Below are 26,892 nucleotides of genomic sequence, written 5' to 3' on the forward strand. Positions count from 1 at the left end.
AATGCCAAGCATAAGACAACGAGTGTCAGCGATCTGTATCAGCACAGCAATCCTCTTGGGTGGCGCCTTCGCCGCCAGCCTTGTTCCCACGGTAGAGGCCCAAGAGAAAAAGAATGCCAGCCGGGGCCTGGAGGTAACGGTCGAAGGCGTGCGGAACAGCAAAGGCCTGGTGGTCGTTCTCGTCATGGACAATCGTGACGCCTTCAAGGCCTATGATTATGAGACCGCTGTCGGCTACAAGGAAGTCCCCGCCTCGACCGGATCGGTTCAGGCCTTCTTTCCGAAGCTAACATCCGGCCCCTATGCGGTTGTCGCCTTCCACGATGAAAACGAAAACCGGGACCTTGACATGGACGGCCAGGTCCCGAGCGAAGGCTATACCGTGTCGGGTGCAAAGGATGCCTATGACGAACCACCCTTCAAACGGGCGGCCACGAAAGAACGCTTGCAGACCGTCCGGATGTTTTATCTGAACTGAAAACCGGCACTGCATTGCGGCGTTCAGCCCACAGATCGGCGCTCAGCGACCCGTGAAGACGGCAGACCGCTTTTCAAGGAGCGCATCCACCGCTTCCGTGTGATCCTCGGTCTGGTGACAGGCGCCCTGGTATGCCGCGGCCAATTCCAGAAGACCATCGAACCTGGTATTCAGGCCTTCACGCAGCAGCCGTTTTGCCATTCGCAACTGCCTTGGTGGATTTTGCGCGATCCGGTCCGCCAGGCTTGAAGCCTCTGAAAGCAAGTCTTCCGGCTCAACGACTTTCGATGCCAGTCCCCATGCGAGCGCCGTTGCAGCATCCACAGGTTCGCCGGTGAAGGTCATTTCAGCGGCGCGCGACAGTCCAACCTGTCGTGGCAGCAACCAGGCGCCTCCGTCGCCGGAAATCAAGCCGACCCGGACGAAATTTTCAGCGAAAGTCGCGCGGGTCGATGCGATGCGGATGTCGCACAGGCAGGTCATGTCGCAACCGGCGCCATAGGCTGGGCCGTTCACGGCTGCGATCAGCGGCACCTCGCAGTCCCAGACTGCTCTGGCAACCCGCTGAATGCCTGCGCGATATCCGTCTTTCGCATCGATCGCATCACCGCCGAAAATCGAACTCTTTTCCTTCATGTGCTTGAGGTTGCCACCCGAGGAAAAGGCCTTGCCGGCGCCGGTGATGATCGCGCAGCGAACCGATGCGTCCCGGGTGATTGAACGCATGGCGTCGACGATGGCATCGCAGAGGTCAACATCCGTAAGCGCGTTCCGCGTCTCGGGCATGTTCAGCGTCAGGGTCACGACATGACCGGTCTGATCCATGAGAAGTTTTTCTGTCATTTCATTGTCCCTTTGAATTCAATATCATCCTGGCATCGACCACAGCATAACCGTCATGGCGCAGGATGACCGGGTTCAGGTCGATTTCCCTGATCTCCGGATGGGCGAGTGCCAGTTGGGAAATCTTCATCATCAGGTCGACAAGTGCGGTCTTGTCGACTGGCAGCGCACCCCGTACCCCCTCAAGGATCTTGCTCGATTGAATGTCATCGATCATGTCTTCGGCATCTGCCCGGCTCATAGGCAGGGCACGGAACGACACGTCTTTCAGAACTTCGACGAATATGCCGCCCAGACCGAACATCATGACGGGTCCGAACATGGCATCATGCACGACACCGATGATGACCTCGACACCTGAATCGGCCATCGGCGCAACAAGAACGCCGTGCAGGTCCGCCTCCGGATCATGGGCGCGCGCATTCGCCAGAATATCCTTGTAAGCACTGCGCAATTCGTCTTCACCGGAGATCTTCAGCCTAACGCCTCCAGCGTCGGATTTGTGCAGGATATCCTGGCTGACGATTTTCATGGCCATGGGCCCATTTCCTAGATCGACAGGCACCTGCTTGAGATCCGCTTCACAAGTGGCGAGCATCTGGGGCGGAACCGAAACGCCATACTGAACGAGCAGGTCCTTGGCCTCATGCTCGTAAAACGCATCGCGACCTTCGCCAATGACCCCGGAAAGAATGGCCTTGCCTTGCTCTGTCGGACCATCAGGTACAATGAGAGGGGACAGGGCATTGCGGGCACGGGCACGGGCGTAGTCGATCAGCTCCGAGATGCAGCGCACGGCTGGTTCCGGCCAGACGAAAACAGGCACGCCTGCCTCCTTCAGCACTTCGATGGGTTTTGGCCGGACCGTGTTATAGACACTCTGCACAATCAGCGGCTTGCCGTATTTTTCTGGCAACGCGGCAAGGCGTTGCGAGGTTTCGATTTCATTGTCCAGCAGCGCGGGATTGAAGCGCTCGGCGAAGCCGCCGTACATCCCGATGATCATCAGGATATCGACATTGTCATCCGCAAGAATGATCTCGGCGCATTGCGCGCTGACCGAAGGATCATCGTCCGTGCCGCCGGCAACATCCACCGGGTTCACGCAGGATGCCGCCGTCGGCAGAACATTGTTCAGTTTTGCGACCGTCCCGGTAGACAGTTCCGCCAGCTCAACACCTGCGTCAACCAGAGCATCGACCGTTATCGTCGCGTGGCCGCCGCCATCTGCAAGGATTGCAACCCGGCCGCCTTTTGGCACTGTCAGCTTTGAAAGGCCTTCGGCGATCGAAAGGATCTTGTCTGACTGCTCAACAACGGTGGCTCCGGCCTGGCGCAACAGGTGCCGGGTCAGGTCGAAACTGGATGCGAGCGAGCCGGTGTGCGAACTGGCTGCAACCTGGCCTGCCTCGGTCCGACCGGACTTGTAGACAACCACCGGCTTCTTCTGTGTCACGTGGCGGCATGTGTCCAGGAATGCCCGGCCGTCCTGAAAGCCTTCCACGTAAAAAACCGATGCCTTGGTGTCGTTGTCTTCACCAAAATATTCCAGATATTCAGCCAGCGTCACGTCCAGCTGATTGCCGACACCAACATAAGAAGAAAAGCCGACACCGCCGCGCCGCTTCGCTTCGGTAACAAAGGCAAGCATCATGTTGCCGGACTGGGAGCAGATGCCGATATTGCCCGGTTCAACATCCTGAACGCCAACCATGTTCATCTTGTTTTGCAGGTTGAAAACGCCGTTGGTGTTCGGGCCGATGACACGCACATTGTTCTTGCGCGCAGCCTCCAAGGTCGCCTGCGCGATTGCTTCACCTTCCGCACCGATTTCCGAAAAACCTGCCGCCAGAATGACCGCTCCGGGGACGTTCTTCTGTCCGCATTGCTCAAGAATGGAAGGCAGCGTGCGGGCCGGTGTGCAGATCAGCACGACATCGATCCGCTCCCTGACCGCCAGAATCGAGGGATAGACCCCTATGCCGAGAATTTCGGTTTCTTTCGGGTTGATCGGAAAGATCCTGCCTTCATAACCGTCTGCGCGAAGCTTGCGGATTGCCTGATTTCCGCGTTTGGAAGGATCTTTCGAGGCACCGACAATCGCAATGGAGCGCGCCTTGAAGATGCTGTTGAGTGCATTGCTCATGAGAATTCGTCCTGCCCTGTTATCTGCCCTTGAAGACCGGCGCTCGCTTTTCGGCAAAGGCGTCGACACCTTCCCGCCAGTCCTCGGTCAACATGCAGGTGCGCAAGGCGTCCAGTTCGGTCACCAGACGCGAGCCATAGTCCCGCTGCGTGGCGTTCAGATTCTCTTTGGCGAAACGCATGGAAATTGGAGCTTTCGAGCCGATCTCAGCTGCAAATGATGCAACTCCCGCCTCAAATTCATCGTCGGGAAGCACTCTGGTGGCAAGGCCGATTTCGGCCGCCTCTTTGCCAGCGACGCGGCGGCCGGTCAGGATCAGCTCCCTGGCCTTTGACAGCCCGACCAGGCGCGGCAGGATTTCGGTCACGGCACCGCCCACATGAGTCCCTATCGAGATCTCGGGAAAGCCGATTTGTGCGCTTTCCTTCATCAGGATGAAATCCGACGAACAGGACATTTCGGCCCCTGCCCCGAGCGCATATCCGTTCACACCGGCAATGATGATCTTGGGATGTCTGTAAATGCGCTCGCAGACATCGTTGCCGAGCTGCAGGTATTCAAGTTTCTCCAGCTCCGTGCGAACCCCCGCGCCATGTTCCTTGAGGTCTGCACCGACGCAAAACGCGCGTCCTTCTCCCGTCAGGACCACACAGCGCACGTCGATATCCTTTTCAGCATCGGTCAATGCCTCGAGGATCTCCGTGTAGAACTCAGTCACGACCGCGTTCAATCGATGGGGGCGATTGAAGCGGATTTCGGCCAGCGGGCCTGTCTTTCGATAGATGATGGTCTGGTATGGCATGACACCCTCCGTTCATTTCGGGCGTGACTTGCACCTATGTTACAAATATTCTCAATATGGAAACTAAAGAACATTTGTTCTTTCTTGTAATTGAAACGGAGAACCAAAGATGTCAGCCAACGAGAAAGCTGAAATCTGCAAGCGCCTGCTCAAGGATGTCGACAGACTGCCACCGCGCCTCCAGTTGGCAGCGAAGTACATTATCGACAATGCGAACGATTTCGGTCTCGACACGATCCGCATCTCGGCTGACAAGATCGGCATCAGCGCAAACTCTCTTGTACGCCTTGCAAATCATCTGGGGTTTGCCAGTTTTGAGGAGCTACGCGAGCCTTTCCGCATTTCCCTGGTGGAACAATACGACAGATCTTCAGGCGACGGCTGGATCGATCGGCTGACGGAGGCTGGCGAATTCGGAGAATTTCACGCACGATCCGTGCGCAACGAAATCGACATCGTCAAACAGTCCCTCCGCCTGCTCACGATCGAAAAGACCGAGACCGCGGTGGACATGTTGATGAATGCCCGCAACGCCTACGTCACCGCAACGCGGGCAAGCTATGCGCTCGCCTATTACTTTCACTATGTGGGGCGCATGGCGCTTCCCAATCTCAACCTGATCCCCCGGCACATGGGCAGTCCGGTCGATGAGATGATGTCGGTCGGCAGGGAAGACGTTCTTATGGCGATAACTTTTCCGCCTTACAGCGCTGACACAATCAGTGCCTTGAGGCTGGCCAAGCGCAATGGCACACGGGTCATCCTGATTTCAGACAGTGAATTGATTGCACCCAACATTGACGCGGACCTGTTTCTCAAGGTGTCGCTCAACTCCCTTCACCATTTCAGTTGCTTTGCCGGTGCGATGGTCGTCCTGGAAAGCCTTTTGTTCCACCTGGTCAGCAGAGGTGGAACAGGGGCGCAGTCCCGAATTGCCGGCTACGAGGCCATTCGAGAGGATTTCGGCGCCTACTGGCAGGCCAAACTGCCAAAAGTGCGGCGGACCTGATCGGGTTTACCCAAGTCAACTTGCGACAATCCCGGCGTCTTTGGCGTCGGCCTGTCGCACGGGTCTTTGCTCTGGCAGCACCCGGGTCCTTCCGGAATTTTCGCAAGAAATTGCAGGCATTCTCAAGTTCTGGTGGGTGGATCCGGCCGCTGATCGCACCAGAGACAATTGGACGTGCCTGCAGTAATTTTAACAAATGTAACAAAAATCAATAAAAGAGTTGCATTTGTAATATTTTTGACGTTACGCTCCTGACCAATCACGCGCGCCCTCCCATCAGGTCGGGCTGCCGTGAGGATCTTTGCATCGCAGGCCCGAAACATCGGTCGTGACGAGCCTGCGCAAGGGAGGAAACCATGCTCAAGTCACTGAAATTCGGAAAATTGTTTGCCGGCGCCACATTGGCGGGCGCTCTGACACTGTCTGCACTCGGCGCGGCCTCGGCCGCTGACATACGCCTGAAATTCGCGGGAACGTTCCCGGTGGATCATCCGGGCACCAAAATGATGGAACAGATCAAGTCGGACATCGAAGCAGCCGATGTCGGCCTGAAAATGTCGGTTTTTCCGGCCAACCAGCTCGGTTCCGGTGAAGCCCTGATGGAAGACACCATCCGCGGCAACATCGATTTCACCGCTGCCTTCATCTATTCTCACAAGGACCCCCGGCTGGAATTCCTGTCGATGCCGTTTCTCGTCAACAATTTTGACGAGATGGACAGCGTCATGCGCAACATGGATTCCCGGTTCAACCAGATCCTGCAGGAACGCCTGAACGAGCTCGGCCTCGTCCTTCTGGCCAACAACCCGGAAGGATTCACCGGAATCGTTGCCAACAAGAAACCCGAAAACTGGAACACGCTCGACGCCAAGGAAATGAATATCCGTGTCTGGTCATCGAATGTGATCAAGGCGATGGTCGAAGGCATGGGTTATCAGGCAACCACCATGGCCTGGGGCGACATCTTTCCCGCCATACAGTCCGGCATCGTGGACGGCGCAATCTGCTGCACCAAATCAGCGACCTACTCGATTTTCGCACAGTCCGACGTCGGCAAATATTATGTCCAGTACAATTCGGTTTCCGAACTGACGTCCTACTATGGGTCGCAGAAGACCTGGAACAAACTTAGCGACAAGCAGCGTGAGGTCGTACAGGCGGCATTCACGAAGGCGTCCGACGACTTCTTTGCCTACAACCGTTCCAATGATGCGGAGTTCGGCAAGAAACTCGAGGAAAAGGGCTATGAAATACTCGCCCTGGACGCAGAAGAACAGGCTGCAATGGCTTCCTGGGTCCGCGAAAACATCTGGCCGACCATGGTTGAGACCATCGGTCAGGAGACACTTGATCGCCTGACCTCGCAATAAGCAGCCGAACTGGCCGGTAGCCTGCGTTACCGGCCTCTTTTGTGTCCGGCAGTCTATGGGTGGAGGAAACCGGATGACTGAAATCGTTGACAGGTTGCCCGCAGTTGCTGCGACGCCCATGCGGCTGACCCTGAAGTTCATGCGCCTTTTCGTTGCCGCAGGTGGCCTGTTGATGGCTTTGACCTTCTTCGTCGTGGTTATCGTGCGATACGGCTTTTCCGGCAATCTTTTCGCCTACGAAGAATGGTTGCTGGCGATCAGTTTCTGGACATTCTTTCTCGGAGCTGCGCTTGCCGCTGAAAGGAAGTCGCATGTAAATGCCGACATTCTCGGTGTCGTACTTGGAAGATCCAGGCTTGCGTGGTGGCGGGGTCTGGCGGTTTACCTCATCGAATTCGTGATCGGCATATACATCGTCTACTGGTGTTACCTGGCGGTCGAAAGCGAAATTATCGCCTATCCGCTCTGGGAAAAGACAACCGCCCTCAAGATTCCGGCAGTGTTTCCAAGGACCGCCATTCTCGTCGGTTTCTTTTTCATGACCCTTTTCAACACCATTTACATGATCCTCCACATCATCGATGGCCCCGCCCGGTTTGAAACAGGTCGGCTGGAGGCCGGAAAATGATCATTCTTGGTAGCATCATCATCATTTGCGGCCTGCTCCTGCTCGGCGTGAGTGTCTATATCGCATTCGGAGCCGTTCTGCTCTTTCTCGCGATGACCGGCGGCCACGACATCACCGGATATCTCCCCGCCGGGTATTGGAAGATGAACACTCTGGTTCTTCTGGCCATTCCCTTGTTCATGATTGCCGGAGCGATCATGGAAAAAGGCAAGATCGCCGCGCCGCTCGTTGCGCTGGCAGAACTCTTCATCGGTCATATCAAGGGTGGGCTTTCGGCAGCGGCCGTCGTCGCCAGCGGCATATTCGGATCGATCTCCGGCAGCGCGAACGCGACGTTGACCTGTATCGGCGGCATCATGATGCCCCATCTGCGCAAGGCTAATTACCCCGAGGGTCTATCAGCGGCCCTGATCGTCAGCGCCAGCCCGCTTGGCCTGCTCATTCCGCCAAGTTCGTCGCACATTCTCTATGCATGGGTTGCGCAGCAATCCGTGCTGAAGGCGTTCTTGTCGACCGTCTTTCCCGGGATCATTCTGATCGTTCTTCTGATCGTCACCAATCAGTTTGCCCTGCGCAAATACAAGGACATCAGGGTTACGGAACGGCCCACGGATTTCGTTCCGGAATTCAAGATCCAGACGCGCCAGGCCCTGCCTGCCCTGTTCATGCCCCTGATCATTCTGGGTGGTATCTACGGTGGCATCATGACACCCACGGAGGCAGCCGGTGTCGCGGTTATCTACTCCATACCGATTGCCATTTATGTCTACAGGGGTCTGACCTGGAAAAGCCTGATCAACACGCTTTCTGACGCCGGGATAACCATCGGTGTTGTCATGACAATGATCTTCATGGTCCTGATCGTCAGCCGGTTTCTCATCTTTGAGGACATTCCGACAATCGCCCGTGAAATGGTTTTCTCCGTTTCGGAAAATCCGATCATCATTTTGCTGATGGTCAATGTCGTCATGATCCTGATCGGCATGCTGATGGACGATATTTCGGGCCTGCTGTTGTCGACACCCCTGCTGCTTCCGATCGTGCAGAGCGTCGGCGTCGACCCGATTCATTTTGCGGCAATTCTGGGTGTGAACCTGGGTATGGCGAATGTGACACCACCAACCGCCCCGCTTCTCTATCTGGGAGCGCAGATTACAAATACACCGGTCAGCAAGATGCTGGGTCCGACCTTTCTGTTCATTTTCTGCGCCTGGTTGCCGACGCTCGTACTGACGACGTTCGTCCCGCAGCTTTCACTGTGGCTTCCGAACCTGCTGCTCAGCCGCTGATTGCAGAGGAAAAGGGGGATTTCGAGATCAGTAGACCGGCTCGCGATGTCCCGAACGGTTACAACTGTGAAAACTATTGCTCCGGCGAGTAACGAATGATCAGATCAGCGCCCCGTAAACAGGCAGGGAGATGAGTGTGCCAAAGGAGAAGTCGAGCGACATGAACGCGTATCTGGGTGTCAGTGAACGCCTGAAGGAGCTGTTTCCAGGCCTTCCGCGCGCGCTCAAGGTGGCAGCGACCTACATGCTTGAACATCCGGGCGACATTGCAACGCTGTCCATGCGCCAGGTTGCTTCCGGTGCCGGTGTCTCCCTTCCCAATTTTTCGCGTCTGGCAAAGGCACTGGGATACGAAACCTACGGGGAACTGCGCGAGGTTTATCGCAAGCAGGTTCAGCAGAGCGACATCAAGGAATACCACTTGCGCGCTGAAAACCTGCAAAAGACAGGCAGCGATATCAGCACACGTGAAATATGGGAAGAATTCCGGTCTTCGACGCTGGACAACCTGACGGCAATATTCGAATCCATCGACCCGGATTATTTCGCCAGCGTCGCAAATGTTCTGAACGAAAGCCGTCAGATCTTTGTCGTCGGCATGCAGGCGTCTGCAAGTTTTTCCGCTTACACGCATTACCTCGCCGGTATGGCCAGTGGCAAGATCCGGCTGGTCCGGGGGGAAGGCGGCGTTTTTGCCGATCCGATTGCCGATATCGGCGTAGGCGACGTCATGATATCAATCAGTCAGCAGCCCTGTGCCCGCGCGTCGATTGAACTTGCGATCCTGGCCAGGGAACGTGGTGCGAAGGTTGTCGCGATCACCGACAGTCCAGCCGCCCCCATTTCCTTTGAAGCCGATTATGTCCTGCTCGGACCCAATCGCAGTCCGTTGTTCTTTGAATCCTATGTCGGAACCACTGTTCTGATTGAAGCCCTGATCGGGTTTTTCACGATAGGCCAGTCCAGTCATGTGGTTGAACGCATTGAGCGCATCGAGGCAGACCGAATGCGCCTGAACGAATACTGGAAAAACAAGAAAGCCTGATAATGACATCTGACGAGACGCTCACCATTTTGGCTTGCCAGATCGATGTGCCGCCAACCGTGTCGGTGCAGGACCGTGATGCCCATCTTGCCAACACGGTTGCAAAGGTGCGCGCACGACTGAACGGGAGCGTTTCCGTTGATCTTGTTGTCCTGCCGGAGCTTTCCAGCATCGACTATTCTCGCGAGGCATTCGCCGGATTGAATGAATTGGCGGAACCCGTGGACGGAGCCTCCTTCGGCGCCTGGCGTCAACTGGCGCAGGAATTCAAGATTTACGTTTCATACGGCTTTGCACGCAGCGGCAAAGGCGGCCCTTTCATCAGCACCGGCGTCGTCGGACCGGACGGTGAGCTCGTAGGGTACTACGACAAGCTTCACCTTGCTCAATATGGCGCCTCGATGGAAAAAGAATACTTCCACCGCGGAAATCACCTTTTCGCCTTTGAGGTCAAAGGCTTCCGGTTGGCGCCGATCATCTGCTACGACATCCGCATTCCTGAACTGACCAGAACATTGGTCGTGGATCAGAATGTCGATGTGATCCTGCATTGCGGCGCTTATTATCGCGATGAGAGCTTTCACACCTGGCATGCCTTTGCTACCGCTCGGGCTCTGGAAAACCAGGTATTTTTCCTGTCACTCAATCGGGCGGGAGAAACCTACGGCAACTCTCTCTTCTGCCTGCCATGGCAGGACGAAAAAACACCACCCTTGTCATTCGCGGAAAGATCGGAAGACTTTCAGGTCATCTCGCTTGACCGGAAAACCCTGCAAAAAGCAAGGCGTGACTATACGTTCCTAAAAGACCGGCTCGAACACTATCGAATTGATCTCATGAAAGCCTAGCCGCGCGGCAATAAAATAACAAAAGACCGCCGGCTGGTGTCAGTCGGCGGCCAAAACAACACTAAATGGACAACCACCTTACTTGGTGTCGTCTTCGTCTTCCTCTTCGGCGTCATCGCCCTTCAGCGAATTCAGTTTGGCGAAGACTGCATCCGCATCGATTACTTCTTCCTCTTCGCGCTTCACCGGCTGGCTCGGATCGAGCGAGAAGGCTGCGGCGATTGCATCTTCGCTGGTGCTCTCGTCAACCGGCATCAGCGTCTCGACGGGTTCGCCGGCGACAGGCTGAGGTGCATTCTTCGCTGCCTTTTCAACTTCCATGTCCAGTTCAAGCTGGCTGCAGAGACCCAGAGTGACCGGGTCGGATGGCGTGAGATTTGCCGAATTCCAGTGAGTCCGGTCGCGGATCGCCGCGATCGTCGGCTTGGTCGTGCCGACCAGACGCATGATCTGCGCGTCCTTCATCTCCGGATGATTGCGCACCAGCCAGAGGATCGCATTCGGGCGGTCCTGACGGCGGGAAACCGGCGTGTAGCGCGGACCTTTGCGTTTGGATTCTGGAACCACCACCTTCGACCCTTGAAGTTTCAGCTGGTAGTTGGGATCGGTTTGAGCCTTTTCGACTTCTTCGCGTGACAATTGGCCTGTCAGGATCGGATCCAGGCCCTTGATGCCCTGGGCAGCTTCTCCATCGGCGATCGCCTTGACTTCCAGCGGATGCAGTTTGCAGAAAGCAGCGATCTGCGTGAAGCTGAGAGCCGTGTTGTCTACGAGCCAGACGGCGGTGGCCTTCGGCATAAGCGGCGTGTTCGCCATCGGGTAAATTCCTCTCGTGTGCTCCCCCGCCCGGCGGGGCGAAAAAGCGGTGATTCATTCCAGTTTCATGGGAAGTTCGCGGGAATATAAGCTGAACGTCGCGGAAACGCAAATGGTCTCCGGCGTTCAGCAATTCACGGCCGCGGGACCGACATTCAAACGTCGATCGTCAGGACGATTTTGCCAATATGTCCAGAGCTTTCCATCCGTCGATGTGCCTCGGCGGCCTGATCGAGCGGAAAGGTTGAATCCATAACCGGCTTAACTTTTCCCGCCTCGATCAGCGGCCAGACCCGTGCCTCCAGGTTTTCGGCGATAGCCGTCTTGAAGGCATCGCTGCGCGGCCGCAGCGTCGAGCCTGTATGTGTCAGGCGTTTGACCATCAAGCGGGAAAAATTGACGTTCTCGGCGATGCCGTTGAGCGTCGCGATCTGGCAGATCCGTCCCTCGACTGCCGCAGCCTTCCAGTTTCGTTCGACATAGTCTCCGCCAACCATGTCGAGAATGACATCGACGCCTTCTCCACCGGTGATCTCATGGACCGACTTTTCAAAAGCAGTTTCACGGTAATTGATGACGTGGTCCGCGCCGAGCTTGCGGACGGCATCTGCCTTTTCTTCCGAGCCGACCGTTGTGAAAACGACTGCGCCAAACGCCTTCGCAAGTTGAATGGCTGTCGTACCGATCCCCGAGGTCCCGCCGTGTACCAGAAACCGTTCGCCTGTTCCAAGACCGCAACGATCGAACACATTGGTCCAGACAGTAAAGAAGGTTTCCGGCAACGCTGCAGCCTCGACCATGGACAGGCCTGCCGGGATCGGGAGTGCATGTCCAGCCGGGACCTTGCAGTATGCAGCGTAGCCTCCCCCCGGCGCGAGAGCCGTAACCTGGTCGCCGATCCTGTACCGCTGCACGTCGGCACCACAGGAGACCACCTCTCCGGCCACTTCCAGTCCGGGCAGGTCGGAGGCTCCCTTCGGTGGCGGATAGGCACCCTTGCGCTGCAGAACATCGGGACGATTGACACCGGCCGCGTGAACGCGGATCAGGATCTCATGCGGTTCGGGAACCGGAAGCGGTCGCTGCTCGGCCTGGAGAACATCCGGCTCGCCAGGTTCTGAAATTGCGACAGCGGTCATGTTTTCCGGCAAATTTTGCATAAAGACAATTTCTCCTGGTTCATTTTGGGACTGGCTAGGCGGTCCGAGACTGACATATGGTAAAGATGATGACAGCCTGTCTGCAAGAAAGATGGACGTGAAAGCCAGTGCCGGATTTGTACGCGTCATGCTTCAGGGATCGAGACAATGAGTATTTTTGATGAAGATGTCCCCAAAAAAAACGAAACCGGTAAGGTTATCGTCGGTGAAGATCTCTCCAGTTTGTCCGAAGACGAGCTTACCGAACGCATTTCCGCATTGAGCGAGGAAATTAACCGTACCCAAAGGGAACTTGAGCAACGCGGCACTATTCGCGATGCCGCAAACTCGGTTTTCCAATGATTTCCCTGTAAGTTATTACGAGATCACGAAATATCTTCAGAAAATGACCCCGTTCTTGGTGAACAGGTTTGGTAAATTTTTACGCGTTTACCTCTCATTAATCTTTCCAAAGTATAAAGAAAGTCATCCAGTCATCTGGATTTGAGTGGCTCCTGTCCACTCTGTTTGACGCCTCCCTGTTAAAGACTTCAGAGCCGCAACCGTGCGGCTCTTTTTTTTACTTCGCTCACATAGTATCGTAGGTACGTTCTGGTTAACTGCCGGACTGGGCAATTTGGCATAGGGCTTGCTCGGTAATTGGCATGAAGTCGCGCGACGTTCCGAAACGGGACATCTGTCAAAGGATGTTTCGTCCCGGGACAAAACAAGACAAAGGCGCGTCGTACCGGAAGAGTAGTTGAGGCGTAGTAATCCTATGACGGAAGACATGAAAAAAGCCGATGGTCCTGCAGGTGCGGTGCACATTGCTCACCATCTCGCCAACTCGGACAACTTCCAGAACCTGTTTCAGGAAGGCATGTCGCTCGTGGAAGAGACAGCGATGTATCTTGACGGTGATGGCCGAGAGGAAGCCAAACTGCTTCCGCGCCCGGCGTCTCTCGCCTATGCAACGGAATCAATGCGCCTGACCACCCGCCTGATGCAGCTGGCTTCATGGCTACTGCTGCAACGCGCCGTCAACGAAGGCGAGATGTCCCGCGAACAGGCCGGCAGTGAAAAGAACAAGGTTCGCCTCGACAAACTCAGCAGCGCAACCGGTGGTCCTTCCTGGGATGAACTCCCGCAAACACTTCGCGAACTGATTGAACGTTCAACCCGGCTCCAGGAGCGCGTCGTCCATCTCGACAAGATGCTCTACCGTAAGGGACCCGAGGAAAAGGCCAGCGAAGCGATCAACGACAATCCGGTTGCTTCTCAACTCAACCAGCTGCATGCGGCCTTCGGCAAGCTCGGCTGATCCGGTACACCATTCAAGATCATGACAAGCCGCCAACGGGCGGCTTTTTCTTTTGTTGTCAGGCGGCATCGGGTTCTAAATTGCCGCGCCGGTCTCTTGAGCCGACACCTTGCCGCACAACCGCTGCCAGGACTCCGATCCCGGGTCAGCCTCGGTCAGGCAAAGCCAGGTCCTGAAAACGGCGCCAGAACAAACTGCGCGTGTAACAAACAAAAAAACCCGGCCAGGGACCGGGTCTTCGAAATCGAATCTGTCGCAATCGCGGCTCAGGAGCCGAGGAAGCCTGCGAACTTGTTCTTGAAGCGGGACACGCGGCCGCCGCGGTCCATCAGCTGACGGTCGCCACCGGTCCAGGCCGGGTGGGACGTCGGATCGATGTCCAGCTGCAGAGTGTCGCCTTCCGCGCCGTATGTAGAGCGGGTGGTGAATTCGGTACCATCGGTCATGACGACCTTGATGGTGTGATAGTCGGGATGAATATCCGCTTTCATGACCGGTCCTTTCAGGCGCCGCGATACATCTTTCCTGGAAAGACTGCGTGGTGGCGCAAAACGAGATAAGGGGCCGCCGATCCGGATGCGGACGCCGCCCTCACAAACATGAGGCGGGGATATACCCCAAGGCGGCAAGCAAGACAAGTGGCAATTTCCTGCTTGCCCGGTTTGGCTTTGATCAAGGATTTGCACGCGGTTTTCTGTCACATCACATTCAAGCTGCAAACTGCTGGCGGGCATTGTCTGAATGCCCGAACATGCTAAAGACAAGCTGTACCGACCTAGTCGGTGCGGATAACAAGGAGAGCCCTTTTGGCTGACGCGCCCGTCTCGAACCCGCAAAGCGACCAGACCAGATCTCGCAGATCGTTGAAGCCGCTGACCCGCCTTCTGCCCTATCTTCTCAAGCATCGGGGAATGGTTATCGCGGCTATTGCGGCACTGTTTTCCGCGGCGGTGATCACGCTCATCCTCCCGAACGCAGTGCGCAGAATGATCGATTTTGGCTTTGGTGCGGACGATCCTGCGCTGGTCAATTCGTACTTCGCCGTTCTGGTCGGTGTTGTCTGTGCGCTGGCAACGGCAAGTTCGGTCCGGTATTTCCTGGTGATGTGGCTGGGCGAGCGGGTCGTCGCTGAAGTGAGATCCGATGTCTTCGCCCACATGACGCGTCTGAGTCCGTCCTTCTACGACAGCGCAAAATCCGGTGAAATTCTCTCCCGCCTGACGGCGGACACCACCCAGATCAAGGCCGCGTTCGGCGCCAGTGCCTCGCTGGCAATGCGCAACTTCATCATGTTTGCGGGCGCCGCGGTGATGATGGTGGTGACCAGCCCGCGGCTTTCTGTATTTGTTCTGGCCGCAATTCCGGTCATTCTCGTACCCGTCCTTGGTTTTGGCCGCAAGGTGCGAAAGCGCTCACGCTTTGCTCAGGACACGCTGGCCGACGCATCAGCCTATGCGAGCGAAATGCTCGGCTCCGTACGCACGCTTCAGGCCTTCACACACGAAAACCGCAGTGCCGAGCGTTACGCCTCGTCTATCGAAGAGGCATTTCAGGCAGCCCGTCAGGCGATCGTTGCCCGCTCGGCTCTCACCGGGTTCGCAATCTTTGTCATTGGCTCCAGTATCGTTGCCGTTCTCTGGATAGGTGCAAGCGATGTCTTTGCCGGGCGAATAACCGGTGGTGAACTCAGCCAGTTCCTCCTCTATTCCATCCTGGCTGCCGGGTCGCTGGCAGCGCTTTCCGAAGTTTGGGGAGAACTTTCCCAGGCTGCCGGCGCGGCCGAGCGCCTGTCCGAGCTTCTGGAAATCGAACCGGAAATTCATGCACCGGCTGACCCGGTCAGGCTACCGGAGACCGATCGCGGCGCGATTTCGTTCCACGGGGTTTCTTTCGCCTATCGCAACAGCAAGGACATGCCGGTTGTCCGGAACCTGACACTGGACGTCTCGCCCGGCGAAACCGTCGCCGTCGTCGGCCCGTCGGGTGCTGGAAAATCAACGCTCTTCAGCCTTCTGATGCGCTTTTACGATCCGAGCGAAGGGACCGTCCTTTTCAACGGGGTTGAATTGCAGAAGCTGGATCCGCAGGATCTGCGCAACCACATTGCCCTTGTTCCCCAGGACACAGCGATATTCGGCGCAACGATCGCAGAAAACATCGCCTATGGCCGACCGGACGCCTCCCGCGATGAAATTGTCGCCGCCGCCCACGCAGCCCTTGCAGCCCCTTTCATCGACAATATGACAGACGGTTTCGACACAATGGTCGGCGAGCGCGGGATCACCCTGTCAGGTGGTCAGCGACAGCGGATTGCAATCGCACGGGCCGTGCTCAGGAATGCACCGGTCCTGCTGCTGGATGAGGCGACCAGTGCGCTCGATGCTGAAAGCGAAAATCTTGTTCAGAAAGCTCTCGACAGGCTGATGGAAGGCCGGACCACGCTGGTCATCGCACACCGCCTGGCCACGGTACTGAAGGCGGACAGGATCCTTGTCATGGACGAAGGCCGGATTGTCGAGACCGGCACACACGCGGAACTGAGTGCTGCCGGCGGCCTCTACGCGAAACTTGCGCGACTTCAGTTCGGCTCCGAAAAACAAAAAGAAACGGCGTGAGCGTCGCGGCAAGCACTGTACTGACATGCGGGACCGGCGCACTTTCCCCTGCTGGTGCCCGTGGCGGGATGTTTCATCCAATCAAAAATGCCTCTTCGACGAAATCGATTTGGGCAATGGCTCATGGTGGCCGGTATTGATGATCAGGATATCCTCAGCAATGCTGTAGGAACTGGTCTTGGCCGTGTTCTCGTAGGGCTTTTTCTCGAAAATCAGGACGCTCTCGGCGTCCTCGATGAGCTGTGGCAGCTCCTCATCCTCGCACCAATAGTAAGTCGTTGCGAATTTCACGAAGAGCTGGCCCTTGTTGTGATACTGGTAGATCCATTTCTTGTGATGTTCGCGCATCCGCTCCACGTAGTCACGCTGGTCGGATTTCACGATGCCTATATAGATCGGTTTCAGTGCGCCCGTGGTACCGAGGTCATGGCTCTTTCGCCAGCTTTCTATCGCCGCTCGCCGGCCGGGTTCAAAATTTGTGTCCTCGAGAAACATGTAGATCCCGAAGAGCGAACTGTAGGTGGCCTTGAGCGCGGCCTTGACCTGAAAGCTGGTGGATGAACCGTTGGTCGGACCGGTGGTCAGATTGCCGACGAAATCAAACTTCTTGCTCCAGTTGAGCTCAATCTTCCGGGTCACGATCTGTCCCCCAGCCAATCCAGACAGTGTTGAAACACTACCCGAGAACGGCAACTGCCGAAAGTGTATCGTTCCGGAACTCGACCGGGGCCTGCACGCTCGCTGCGTTCAGGTGTGTCCGGAGACCATTACCGGGATGTTTTTCATCAACACAATTCGACCAACCCGACCGGGGAATGGAGTTGAACGCGCATGCACTTCATTCAAAGGAAGCACGCTCCCCTTCAGTCCCCATCGGGAACGGCGACCGTGTAGTTGAGCGGCATTCTTCCACCATCGGCGAAAATCGTCTGACCTGTTATGTAGCCTGCATCCTGTGAGGCGAGAAAGGCCGCCACGCCGGCGATTTCCGCGGGCTCACCGATCCGCAGCAGAGGAGTGCGGGACATGAGGCGCTGCCTTGCTTCCCGGTCACTGTTAACCGCCGAGAGCATTTCGGTCATGATCGATCCCGGGCCGATCGCATTCACGCGTATGCCATGGGGTGCCAGAGCCAGGGCCGTCGACTTGGTCAGCTGGGAGACGCCGCCCTTGGACACGCAATAAGGGATCTGGTTCGGGATCGCGAGGACCGAATTGACCGACGACATGTTGATGATGCAACCAGGCTCACCGCCGCCTTCGATTTTCTCAACCATATGGCGTGCGACGGCCTGCGAACAAAGGAAAGCGCCCTTCAGATTGGTGGATAGAACCCTGTCGAAATCAGCTTCTTCCAACTCCAGGAAATCGGAGCCGATGACGATGCCGGCATTGTTGACCAGGATGTCTATGTCACCATAAGCGTTCAGTGTCTCGGCAACCATGTTGCGCACATCGAGACGCTCGGCGACATTGCAGTGGATATACATGGCTTCGCCGATTGTCTGCAGGTCTTCGACTGCTTCCTCGCCCTTTGCGTCATCTATATCGGCGATCACGACTTTCGCCCCGTCCGAAACGAAACGCTTGGCGACAGCAAATCCTATTCCCTGGGCTGCACCGGTAACGATGGCGACCTTATTTTCCAACGACACGAAAAACCTCACGGCTGACTGACAATAAACCGCGCCGACAACGAACGCGGGCCGCTTCGCAGCGGCCCGACCTTAAGTGTCAAAAACGTCCCTGTCGATGACTGTTCTGCTCCTCCTGTAACGGAAGTTGACAGTTTCAGGTCGAAATACCGTGTGATTTCAAGGCGTCGGTAATTTCATCCAAAATCGCCGGATCATCGATCGTGGCAGGCATCTTGTAGCTCTCACCGTCTGCGATCTGCCGCATGGTACCGCGCAGGATCTTGCCGGAACGGGTCTTCGGAAGGCGGTCGACGGTTATCGCAATCTTGAACGCAGCGACCGGTCCGATCTTTTCGCGGACAAGCCTGACAAGTTCCTTTTCAATATCCTCGTGAGACCTTTCAACCCCGGACTTCAGAACTGCGAACCCGCAGGGAAGCTGGCCCTTGAGCTTGTCGGCGATGCCGATGACCGCACATTCGGCAACGTCGGGATGGGTCGCGAGAACTTCTTCCATGCCGCCGGTGGAAAGCCTGTGGCCGGCCACATTGATGATATCATCGGTCCGCGCCATGATGGACAGATATCCGTCTTCATCGATGATCCCGGCGTCTGATGTCTTGTAGTATCCGGGGAACTCCGCGAGATAGGCATCAAAGAAACGCTGGTCGGCATTCCAGAGTGTCGGTAGTACACTCGGCGGCAAGGGCAGTTTCACGACGATATTGCCCAGCGTGTTGGCACCCAGCGGATGCCCGGCGTCATCGAGAACCTGAACATCGTACCCAGGCATGGGAACGGTCGGCGAGCCCGGCTTGACCGGCAGTTGCCCGAGGCCGAGTGGATTGCCGACGATGCACCAGCCGGTTTCGGTCTGCCACCAGTGGTCGATGACCGGAACCTGCAACTGGTCGATTGCCCAGTTGACTGTTTCCGGATCAGCGCGTTCCCCTGCCAGGAACAGTGACCGGAACTGCGAAAGATCGTACTTCCCGATCAATTCACCGTTCGGGTCTTCCTTGCGGATCGCCCGAAACGCGGTCGGTGCCGTGAACAGCGACGCCACATTGTGCTCCGAGATCACTCGCCAGAAAACACCTGCATCAGGGGTTCCAACGGGTTTCCCCTCGAACACCATCGTCGTGCAGCCGTGAAGCAGCGGGGCGTAGCAGATATAGGAATGACCCACGACCCAACCGACATCGGATGCTGCCCAGAAGACTTCGCCCGGTTCGATGTCGTAGAGATTGCTCATCGACCACTTCAGAGCAACCATGTGACCGCCATTGTCGCGAACGACACCTTTCGGCTGTCCTGTTGTGCCGGAAGTGTAAAGAATATAGAGCGGGTCGGTCGCTTTCACCGTCACTGGTGCGACTGTGCGGCCAGCTGCCCTCGCCTCGTCCATGAGCACACCAAGGTCGTGGTCGCGGCCCGCAATCAAATCTGCCGCCTGCTCCTCGCGCTGGAACACCAGACAGGCATCGGGTTTGTGCGTCGACAATTCGATCGCCTGATCGATCAGGGGCTTGTAGGCGATGACACGCCCGGGTTCGATGCCGCAGGAAGCAGCAATGATTGCCTTGGGAGTCGCGTCGTCAATCCGCGTTGCAAGCTCGTTCGCCGCAAAACCACCAAAGACCACCGAGTGAATGACGCCAAGGCGCGCGCAGGCAAGCATCGCCATGACCGCCTGGGGGATCATTGGCATGTAGATGATGGCGCGGTCGCCTTTTTCCAGTCCCCGGTCACGCAGGACCGCAGCAAAGGCCTCAACCTCGTCAAGCAGTTCTTCGAATGTGTAAGACGCCGATTTTCCGGTAATCGGGCTGTCATAGATCAGAGCCGGTTGACCCGGCCGCCCGCGTTCCACATGCCGGTCGAGACAATTGTAGCAGGTGTTGCACTCCCAATCCGGATACCAGCGGCCATATTGCCCTTGATCCGGATCGAATACCTTGTCCGTCGTGGAAACCCAGTCAATTTCGGCCGCCGCCGTTTTCCAGAATCCGAGCGGATCGTCCTTCCAGCTCTGATAAACCTCGTGATACCGGCTCGCCATCTTCAATCCTCCCAAACAGCCGCCTTGGTAATTTGTTGCTAGAGTGCTGTAAGGCAAGTTGGAAATGCAAGCCTCCATATATAGGCAATTAGGTGGTCGGGTCTTTACGTAATCACTCTGGCGTGCTTGTTTCGCGCCTCCATCCGAAATACCCAACCGACTTTTCCGGCATATGATCCCGATTATCGATCCCTGGTTTTACTTCGCCGCGATCCCGGCCGTCATAGTTGTCGGCCTTTCCAAAGGCGGCTTCGGCGGAACGATGGGCATGCTTGCCGTGCCGATCCTGACGCTTGCCATCTCGCCGGTCCAGGCGGCCGGGATCATGCTGCCGATTCTCGTCCTGATGGATATCGTGGCCTTGATTGCCTACAAGGGTCGCGCCAACTGGCAGTGCCTTTCGATCCTGCTGCCTGCCACAGTTGTCGGCATCGGCATAGGCTGGGCCGCCGCCGCTTACGTCAACGACGATTTCGTCCGGCTGCTGGTGGGACTGATCTCGCTTGCGTTTGTCGCCGACCATGTCTTCAAGGGACGAAAACAGGAAACCGCGGCCAGGCACAATCCCGCAAAGGGATTCTTCTGGGGTGGAATCGCCGGGTTTACCAGCTTCATCAGCCACACGGGCGGACCGCCCTATCAGATGTACACCGTGCCCTTGCGCATGCCGCAGGCGATCTATGCCGGAACCGCGGTCATCTTCTTTGCAACCGGAAATGCCATCAAACTGGTTCCCTATTTCCTGCTCGGCCAGTTCGACACCACCAATCTGACGACCTCCGCCGTCCTGGTGCCACTGGCCTTTCTGGCCACCTTGGCCGGGATCCGACTGGTGCGCCTCGTCAAGGCCGAAACGTTCTACACGTTCATTTACATCTTCATGGCAGTGATCGGTTTGAAACTGACATATGACGGCCTGGTGAACCTGTTGGCGTGACGACGCAGGCAGCTCATTTCCTGCCGGAGATTGCGCCCATCGGCATTTCCGGATTTGATATTGGAAACAGAACACTAAAAAGGGAGGGTCGCCATGGACGCCAGCATCAGCCCCTACGATCAGGGGCTTGACAAGAACACCGCCAATTTTGCGGCGCTCAGTCCGCTCAGCTTTCTCGCGCGCGCTGCGGACGTCTTCCCCGAAAAGGTGGCGATCGTCCACGGCAACCTGCGAACCGACTACAGGACGTTCTATCGCCGGTCCCGGCAGTTGGCGTCGGCCCTTACCTCACTCGGCATCGGCAAGAACGACACCGTCAGCGTGTTGCTCTCGAACGTGCCGCCGATGCTGGAGGCGCACTACGGCGTTCCCATGGCCAAGGCAGTGCTGCATTCGATGAACACGCGCCTTGACGCCGCGATCATCGCCTTTCAGCTGGATCACGCCAATTGCAAGGTCCTCATCACCGACCGGGAATATGCCCCGGTCGTCAGCGAGGCATTGTCGATCGCGACCGTGAAACCGACAGTCATCGACTATTCCGATCCCGAGTATCCGCAGGACGGCGCGCGGTTGGGAACGCTCGACTACGAAGCTTTCCTGCAGTCCGGAGACCCTGAGTTTCAATGGTCGCTGCCGGACGACGAATGGGATGCGATCACCCTGAACTACACTTCCGGAACCACCGGAAATCCGAAGGGTGTCGTCTATCATCACCGGGGCGCCTACCTTCTTGCACAGGCCAATGTGATCACCGCATCCATGGCGAAGCATCCGGTCTATCTGTGGACACTACCGATGTTTCACTGCAACGGCTGGTGCTTTCCCTGGTCGATCTCAGTCGTCGCCGGAACACATGTCTGCCTGCGCTGGGTTCGCCCGCAGGCGATGTGGGATCTTATCGCGAATGAAAACGTGACCCACCTGTGCGGGGCACCGATCATCATGTCGACACTCCTGAACGCTGCCGCGGATCAAAAGCAGGACCTTGACCGCGAAGTAGAATTCTTCACCGCGGCCGCCCCACCACCGGAAAGCGTTCTGGCGGCCATGAAGACGGCGGGCTTCAATGTCACCCACCTTTACGGATTGACCGAGGTCTACGGACCTGCGGTGGTCAATGACTGGAAGGGGGAATGGGACGCTTTGTCCCTTGAAGAGCAAGCGCAGAAGAAAGCCCGGCAGGGTGTGCGTTATGTTGCCCTTGAAGATTTGAAGGTCCTCGACCCGGAGACGCTTGGACCCGTACCCCTGGACGGCGAAACCCTTGGCGAAGTCATGTTCCGTGGCAACGTGGTCATGAAGGGGTATCTGAAAAACGAAGACGCAACGAACAAGGCCTTCCGCGGAGGCTGGTTTCACTCCGGTGATCTCGGCGTGATGCATCCTGATGGTTACATTCAGCTCAAGGACCGTTCCAAGGATATCATCATTTCAGGTGGCGAGAACATCTCATCGATCGAGGTGGAGGATGTACTCTACAAACATCCTGAAGTGCAGACTGCAGCCGTCGTTGCACGACCTGACGAGAAGTGGGGCGAAACACCCTGTGCCTTTGTGGAGCTTCAAACGGGCTCTGAAGTGAGCGAGGCCGATCTCATTGCGTTCTGCCGACAGCACCTTGCGGGTTTCAAGACACCGAAAACAATCGTCTTCCGCGATATTCCGAAAACCTCGACCGGAAAAATCCAGAAATTTGCCCTGCGCGAGCAGGCAAAAACACTCTGAAGTAAAACAAAAACGCCGCGCAAAGCGCGGCGTCTCGATTCACATTCGGCTATGGCCTAGTGAAGAGTCTTGTCATGCCGTATTCGCTCAATTTCATCCTTGATCTTGAGCTTTTGTCGTTTCATGTCAGCCAATTTTAGGGAGTCTGTACTCGGGTGCATCAGAGCGTCTTCAATCTTGCGTTTCATTTCCGCGTGACGGCGCTCAAGTTCTTCGAGATGCGACTGCATTGACATGGATAAACCTCCTGCCTGTTGGCTCAACATTACCATCGTGCCACAGGAAATCTGGCCTTGTCGATTGCAGATTTTGCATATCTGACCAATTTCGCTGTCGAATTATGCATTCGTATAGATATGCTTAGAAAACCTTGAATATTTGCCCACAGGTAACTGCCTCAAAACTAAGCAAAAAAGATCCCTGATTCATTGCCGGTTCACTATTCCACACAATTCCACACACCGGACAAAAATCAGGTAGAACTCTGCCGACTCACCAATTTATCGGCACCATTAACAAGGCACTTGAATAGTGAAAGATGTTATCTTGCCCGCCAACAACAAAATGGACTAGGACTTGTGTCTTGGGCAATGGGGGAATCGAGGGCCAAATGGACACTGATGCTTTGCGACAGGAGCTGGCACGGCTTCGTCAGGAACACAGGGATCTTGACGTAGCGGTGGAGGCGCTTGCGGCAACATCAAACCACGACGTCCTTCAGCTGCAACGCCTGAAGAAGAAAAAGCTGATGATCAAGGACCGCATTTCTTCGCTGGAAGATCAGCTGTTTCCGGACATCATCGCGTAGCCGGTCGGCGCGCCGCTCCGTTCATCATTAAATGGCCGGCGTAAATTTTGGCTGCACCGCGCGTTTCCGTCTTGCGGTGCGCGCCGCTCTGCCTATACTCCGCGCCTTTCTGAGCCGCCGGAATGTGGAGCAAGTAATGTCAAATGCGGATGTCGCAATCATCATGGGCAGCCAGTCGGACTGGCCGACAATGAAACACGCCGCGGACACGCTCGACCAGCTCGGCGTCGGTTACGAAGCCCGCATCGTCTCCGCACATCGCACGCCGGAACGCATGTATGACTTTGCAAAGGGTGCGAAGGCCGAAGGCTTCAAGGTCATTATTGCGGGCGCCGGTGGCGCTGCCCACCTTCCGGGCATGACCGCATCGCTGACACCCCTGCCTGTTTTCGGAGTGCCTGTTGAAAGCCGCGCCCTGTCAGGAGAGGACAGCCTGCTTTCAATTGTCCAGATGCCCGGCGGTATTCCTGTGGGAACACTCGCGATCGGCAAGGCCGGTGCCACCAATGCAGCGCTTCTGGCCGCTGCGGTTCTTGCCCTCAGCGACCAGGCGGTCGAAGCGGCTCTGGACACGTATCGTGCCGAGCGCACGGCGGCGGTGGCCGAATTTCCGAGCAACGACGCTCTCTAGCAATTGACGTTCAGGACGAAGCAATGACGACAGACAAACGGCTCAGCCCGGGCGACACCATCGGAATTCTCGGCGGTGGTCAGCTGGGGCGCATGCTCGCTCAATCCGCTGCCAGTCTCGGATTGAAAACACACATCTTCTGTCCTGACCCGAACAGCCCTGCCTTCGATGTCAGCGCGGCCAGAACCGTGGCCGCCTATGAAGACATTGATGCGCTTGACCGGTTTGCCGGGGACGTTTCCGTCGTCACCTATGAATTCGAGAACGTGCCCGGCGCGACCGCTGCGCATCTGCATGCCCGGGTTCCGGTCCGGCCCGGCGTGCGCGCCCTGGAGGTTTCACAGGACCGGCTCTTCGAAAAACAGTTTCTGTCGGAAGCAGGTGTTTCGATCGCAGCTTATGCCGAGATCAACTCTCAGGAGGATCTGGAAGGCGCGCTGGAAAGATTTGGCGGCGAGGGCGTCTTGAAAACCCGTCGTTTCGGATATGACGGCAAGGGCCAGCTCATGATCCGCGAAACGGGCGAAGTCGCAGGTGCGTTTGGCAAAATTGGATCGGTCCCGGCCGTCCTGGAAGCGCTGGTGCCCTTCGAATGCGAGGTTTCCGTGATCGTCGCCAGGGATATTGACGGAACCACGAGCTGTTACGATATCGCGCGCAACCACCACGAAAACCATATCCTTAAGACCTCGACGGTTCCGGCAGGTGTTTCGCAGACAACGACGGACACCGCTCGCCATATGGCCGAACAGATTGTCTGCGGGCTTGGTTATGTCGGCGTCATGGGTGTGGAGATGTTTCTTGTCCGTGATGAAACGGGGGAAAGGCTTCTTGTCAATGAAGTGGCCCCCCGCGTTCACAATTCAGGTCACTGGACGCAGGATGCCTGCCTGACCTCCCAGTTCGACCAGCATATCCGTGCAGTCGCGGGCTGGCCTCTCGGGTCAGCCGAGAGACATTCGGATGCCGTCATGGAAAACCTGATCGGAGTTGAAGCCGACACCTGGGGCCAGGTGCTGAAGGACCCGAGCGCACAGCTTCATTTATATGGCAAGGCAGAAACCCGTGACGGCCGCAAGATGGGTCACATCAACCGTATCTCGGAGAAAACGGACTAGGGATCGGAGTTCGAGGCTCAGCCCTTGACCAATCCCAGTTTTTCCCGGTGCGCAAATCGGTAATTTGCCAGAAGAGCGACTGACGCCAGACCGCCGGCCAGGCCGACCCACACGCCGACTCCCCCCCAATCTGCAAGAAAACCGAGGCCGAGCGAAAGGCTGATGCCGACCACCCAATAGCCGAACAGGGCATATAAAAGCGGAATAGTCGTATCGCCCAGGCCGCGCAAATTATTGACGCCGATGATCTGGGCCCCGTCGGCAAGCTGAAACAGCGCAGCGACAAGCAGAAATGACACACCATAGGTAAGGACTTCCATCGCCTGAGGGTCATCGAGATCAAGATACAGGCCGACGAGCTTCTCCGGGATTGTCCAGAACAGAACGGCGAAAATACCCATGAAAATCATCGTCACACCCAGCGAAGTCCACCCGGCCCGGCCGATCCCCTGGTGATCGTCGCGCCCTGCCGCGAGGCTGACGCGTGTCATTGCCGCCATCGACAGGCCAACCGGCACCATGAATGTAATGGATGCGATCTGAAGAGCGATGCCGTGCGCGGCCAGTGGGATAGTGCCCAACCAGCCGATCATGATTGCCGAGGCTGTAAACAGTGAGCCTTCGGCGACGATGGTCAATCCGATCGGTGCCCCCATGCGGACGATCTGAATGAAGACCGGCCAGTCCGAACGCCATATGCGTCCGAGCAGATTGTAGCGTCGCAGTCTTGGATGCCAGAGTGAATAAACAAGCAGAAACAGAAATGTTGTTGTTGCGCTGAAGACGGAAGCAATGCCCGCGCCGACAAGCTCCAGGCGCGGGAAGCCAAACTCACCGAAAATCAGAAGATAATCCAAAATGGCATTGATTATGGCGCCGGCAATGGTTGCCCAAAGCACGACCTGTGTACGTTCCATCACCGTCAGGAACCCGCGAATTGCCATGATCAGCAGCGCGGGCAGCATGGTCCACTGCAAAACGCGCATGTAGGTACCTGCAAGCTCTGCCAGTTCCTGTTTTTGCCCCATCAGAAGAAGGATCGATTCGATGAAGAACAGAACAAGCCAGACCGGGATGCAGAACAACACGGCTACCCAGAAGCCCATCCGGACAGCGCGGCGCAGCTCGCGGGGTTTGCGTTGACCGAGTGCACGCGCGGCAAAAGGTATGACCGCCTGCAGGATCCCCATGCCGAAGAACCACAAGAGCATGTAGAAATTGAAGGCCAGAACCGAGGCTGCAAGTTCGACGGCACCCAGACGGCCGATCATCAGAACGTCCGTCGTGTTAATCGCCATTTGCGCCAGCTGCGCTCCGGCAAGCGGCATGCCGAGCGAAAGTGTCGGCAGAATGTCGCTTTGCCACAAAGACCTGCCTTGAGCCGAATCAGGCTCCTTTGACGCGGGATGCGCCATTGCTTCCTCCAACAATCGGGGCTTTGAACCGCCTTCTTGAATGAGGCATTCGGGTTCTGGTGAGAATTCCACCTCTAGTCCTCTAAAGGCTTTCTGTCCATCGCACCGTGCTCGCAACCAAGACGCAAAGCCGGTTTCCGCCGTCTTTATTTGCGAATGACTGTGGACAGGTAGAGATCCCTCTGGTATTAAGCCCCCCTATGTGAG

Annotated in this window: 26 protein-coding genes; 15 read left to right on the top strand and 11 right to left on the bottom strand. The window is 56.7% G+C overall.

The window, feature by feature from the left end:
* Position 1 precedes the first annotated feature (1 nt).
* Entirely contained in the window at positions 2 to 478 is a 477-nt protein-coding gene (locus ACO6TI_RS01165; protein ID WP_422384183.1) for a DUF2141 domain-containing protein, read from the top strand.
* A gap of 42 nt (positions 479 to 520) precedes the next feature.
* Here the strand turns inward: ACO6TI_RS01165 and ACO6TI_RS01170 are convergent, their stop codons facing one another.
* The 3 genes from ACO6TI_RS01170 to ACO6TI_RS01180 are packed head-to-tail and all read right to left on the bottom strand — an operon-like array spanning position 521 to position 4,269.
* Positions 521 to 1,321 carry a crotonase/enoyl-CoA hydratase family protein gene (locus ACO6TI_RS01170; protein WP_104700856.1) on the bottom strand — a complete coding sequence of 267 codons (801 nt, stop codon included), beginning with the start codon at positions 1,319 to 1,321 and terminating at the stop codon, positions 521 to 523.
* Position 1,322: 1 nt separating this feature from the next.
* Complete coding sequence (locus tag ACO6TI_RS01175) at positions 1,323 to 3,467, bottom strand: acetate--CoA ligase family protein (RefSeq protein WP_422384184.1); 2,145 nt, start codon at positions 3,465 to 3,467, stop codon at positions 1,323 to 1,325.
* 19 nt (positions 3,468 to 3,486) lie between these two features.
* On the bottom strand, positions 3,487 to 4,269 hold the full coding sequence (locus tag ACO6TI_RS01180) for an enoyl-CoA hydratase/isomerase family protein (RefSeq protein WP_422384185.1): 783 nt from the start codon (positions 4,267 to 4,269) through the stop codon (positions 3,487 to 3,489).
* A gap of 109 nt (positions 4,270 to 4,378) precedes the next feature.
* Between ACO6TI_RS01180 and ACO6TI_RS01185 the strand changes: the two genes are divergently transcribed.
* The 6 genes from ACO6TI_RS01185 (at position 4,379) to ACO6TI_RS01210 (ending at position 10,458) form a co-directional block, all read left to right on the top strand.
* Complete coding sequence (locus tag ACO6TI_RS01185) at positions 4,379 to 5,278, top strand: MurR/RpiR family transcriptional regulator (RefSeq protein ID WP_422384186.1); 900 nt, start codon at positions 4,379 to 4,381, stop codon at positions 5,276 to 5,278.
* Positions 5,279 to 5,634: 356 nt separating this feature from the next.
* Complete coding sequence (gene dctP / locus ACO6TI_RS01190; protein ID WP_055113935.1) at positions 5,635 to 6,648, top strand: TRAP transporter substrate-binding protein DctP; 1,014 nt, start codon at positions 5,635 to 5,637, stop codon at positions 6,646 to 6,648.
* 73 nt (positions 6,649 to 6,721) lie between these two features.
* Positions 6,722 to 7,276, top strand: coding sequence for a TRAP transporter small permease (locus ACO6TI_RS01195; RefSeq protein ID WP_208992596.1), 555 nt, complete (start codon positions 6,722 to 6,724; stop codon positions 7,274 to 7,276).
* Complete coding sequence (locus ACO6TI_RS01200) at positions 7,273 to 8,565, top strand: TRAP transporter large permease (protein ID WP_055113936.1); 1,293 nt, start codon at positions 7,273 to 7,275, stop codon at positions 8,563 to 8,565. The genes ACO6TI_RS01195 and ACO6TI_RS01200 overlap by 4 nt, the downstream gene beginning before the upstream one ends.
* Before the next feature lie 136 nt (positions 8,566 to 8,701).
* A complete protein-coding gene (locus ACO6TI_RS01205) occupies positions 8,702 to 9,610 on the top strand; it encodes a MurR/RpiR family transcriptional regulator (RefSeq protein WP_422384187.1) in 909 nt (302 codons plus the stop codon).
* Between the two features lie 2 nt (positions 9,611 to 9,612).
* Positions 9,613 to 10,458, top strand: a complete 846-nt coding sequence (locus tag ACO6TI_RS01210) for a carbon-nitrogen hydrolase family protein (RefSeq protein ID WP_281929197.1) — start codon at positions 9,613 to 9,615, stop codon at positions 10,456 to 10,458.
* 78 nt (positions 10,459 to 10,536) lie between these two features.
* On the opposite strand, the gene ACO6TI_RS01215 is transcribed toward ACO6TI_RS01210, so the two are convergent.
* Together ACO6TI_RS01215 and ACO6TI_RS01220 are read right to left on the bottom strand one after the other, a co-directional pair.
* Positions 10,537 to 11,274 carry a DUF1013 domain-containing protein gene (locus tag ACO6TI_RS01215; protein WP_108875866.1) on the bottom strand — a complete coding sequence of 246 codons (738 nt, stop codon included), beginning with the start codon at positions 11,272 to 11,274 and terminating at the stop codon, positions 10,537 to 10,539.
* Positions 11,275 to 11,429: 155 nt separating this feature from the next.
* On the bottom strand, positions 11,430 to 12,434 hold the full coding sequence (locus ACO6TI_RS01220) for an NAD(P)H-quinone oxidoreductase (protein ID WP_422384188.1): 1,005 nt from the start codon (positions 12,432 to 12,434) through the stop codon (positions 11,430 to 11,432).
* A gap of 147 nt (positions 12,435 to 12,581) precedes the next feature.
* Between ACO6TI_RS01220 and ACO6TI_RS01225 the strand changes: the two genes are divergently transcribed.
* Both ACO6TI_RS01225 and ACO6TI_RS01230 read left to right on the top strand, forming a co-directional pair.
* Entirely contained in the window at positions 12,582 to 12,776 is a 195-nt protein-coding gene (locus ACO6TI_RS01225) for a DUF1192 domain-containing protein (RefSeq protein WP_055113946.1), read from the top strand.
* Between the two features lie 415 nt (positions 12,777 to 13,191).
* Positions 13,192 to 13,734 (top strand): DUF1465 family protein, encoded by a 543-nt coding sequence (locus ACO6TI_RS01230; protein ID WP_082442663.1) that lies wholly within the window; start codon positions 13,192 to 13,194, stop codon positions 13,732 to 13,734.
* Positions 13,735 to 14,000: 266 nt separating this feature from the next.
* On the opposite strand, the gene rpmE is transcribed toward ACO6TI_RS01230, so the two are convergent.
* Positions 14,001 to 14,225 carry a 50S ribosomal protein L31 gene (gene rpmE, locus ACO6TI_RS01235; protein ID WP_008196026.1) on the bottom strand — a complete coding sequence of 75 codons (225 nt, stop codon included), beginning with the start codon at positions 14,223 to 14,225 and terminating at the stop codon, positions 14,001 to 14,003.
* A 315-nt stretch (positions 14,226 to 14,540) separates the two neighbouring features.
* On the opposite strand from rpmE, the gene ACO6TI_RS01240 reads away from it, so the two are divergent.
* Positions 14,541 to 16,349, top strand: coding sequence for an ABC transporter transmembrane domain-containing protein (locus ACO6TI_RS01240; RefSeq protein WP_422384189.1), 1,809 nt, complete (start codon positions 14,541 to 14,543; stop codon positions 16,347 to 16,349).
* 81 nt (positions 16,350 to 16,430) lie between these two features.
* On the opposite strand, the gene ACO6TI_RS01245 is transcribed toward ACO6TI_RS01240, so the two are convergent.
* The 3 genes from ACO6TI_RS01245 to ACO6TI_RS01255 form a co-directional block, all read right to left on the bottom strand.
* Complete coding sequence (locus tag ACO6TI_RS01245; protein WP_422384190.1) at positions 16,431 to 16,988, bottom strand: hypothetical protein; 558 nt, start codon at positions 16,986 to 16,988, stop codon at positions 16,431 to 16,433.
* Between the two features lie 224 nt (positions 16,989 to 17,212).
* Positions 17,213 to 18,004, bottom strand: a complete 792-nt coding sequence (locus ACO6TI_RS01250) for an SDR family NAD(P)-dependent oxidoreductase (protein ID WP_196999975.1) — start codon at positions 18,002 to 18,004, stop codon at positions 17,213 to 17,215.
* A gap of 136 nt (positions 18,005 to 18,140) precedes the next feature.
* Positions 18,141 to 20,048 (bottom strand): propionyl-CoA synthetase, encoded by a 1,908-nt coding sequence (locus ACO6TI_RS01255; RefSeq protein WP_055113956.1) that lies wholly within the window; start codon positions 20,046 to 20,048, stop codon positions 18,141 to 18,143.
* 172 nt (positions 20,049 to 20,220) lie between these two features.
* Between ACO6TI_RS01255 and ACO6TI_RS01260 the strand changes: the two genes are divergently transcribed.
* Positions 20,221 to 20,985: a sulfite exporter TauE/SafE family protein gene (locus ACO6TI_RS01260; protein WP_196999973.1), complete on the top strand. Its 765-nt coding sequence runs from the start codon at positions 20,221 to 20,223 to the stop codon at positions 20,983 to 20,985.
* Between the two features lie 93 nt (positions 20,986 to 21,078).
* Complete coding sequence (locus ACO6TI_RS01265; RefSeq protein WP_422384191.1) at positions 21,079 to 22,713, top strand: acyl-CoA synthetase; 1,635 nt, start codon at positions 21,079 to 21,081, stop codon at positions 22,711 to 22,713.
* 56 nt (positions 22,714 to 22,769) lie between these two features.
* On the opposite strand, the gene ACO6TI_RS01270 is transcribed toward ACO6TI_RS01265, so the two are convergent.
* Positions 22,770 to 22,949 carry a YdcH family protein gene (locus tag ACO6TI_RS01270; RefSeq protein ID WP_055114321.1) on the bottom strand — a complete coding sequence of 60 codons (180 nt, stop codon included), beginning with the start codon at positions 22,947 to 22,949 and terminating at the stop codon, positions 22,770 to 22,772.
* Between the two features lie 374 nt (positions 22,950 to 23,323).
* Between ACO6TI_RS01270 and ACO6TI_RS01275 the strand changes: the two genes are divergently transcribed.
* From ACO6TI_RS01275 to ACO6TI_RS01285, 3 genes are all read left to right on the top strand, one after another.
* On the top strand, positions 23,324 to 23,521 hold the full coding sequence (locus tag ACO6TI_RS01275) for a YdcH family protein (protein ID WP_055113962.1): 198 nt from the start codon (positions 23,324 to 23,326) through the stop codon (positions 23,519 to 23,521).
* A 136-nt stretch (positions 23,522 to 23,657) separates the two neighbouring features.
* Positions 23,658 to 24,152: a 5-(carboxyamino)imidazole ribonucleotide mutase gene (gene purE, locus ACO6TI_RS01280; protein ID WP_055114323.1), complete on the top strand. Its 495-nt coding sequence runs from the start codon at positions 23,658 to 23,660 to the stop codon at positions 24,150 to 24,152.
* 23 nt (positions 24,153 to 24,175) lie between these two features.
* Positions 24,176 to 25,270 carry a 5-(carboxyamino)imidazole ribonucleotide synthase gene (locus tag ACO6TI_RS01285; RefSeq protein ID WP_055113964.1) on the top strand — a complete coding sequence of 365 codons (1,095 nt, stop codon included), beginning with the start codon at positions 24,176 to 24,178 and terminating at the stop codon, positions 25,268 to 25,270.
* Positions 25,271 to 25,287: 17 nt separating this feature from the next.
* Here the strand turns inward: ACO6TI_RS01285 and ACO6TI_RS01290 are convergent, their stop codons facing one another.
* A complete protein-coding gene (locus ACO6TI_RS01290; RefSeq protein WP_422384192.1) occupies positions 25,288 to 26,685 on the bottom strand; it encodes an MATE family efflux transporter in 1,398 nt (465 codons plus the stop codon).
* Positions 26,686 to 26,892 lie beyond the last annotated feature (207 nt).

Source organism: Roseibium album (assembly GCF_965233825.1).
GTDB classification, from domain to species: domain Bacteria; phylum Pseudomonadota; class Alphaproteobacteria; order Rhizobiales; family Stappiaceae; genus Roseibium; species Roseibium album.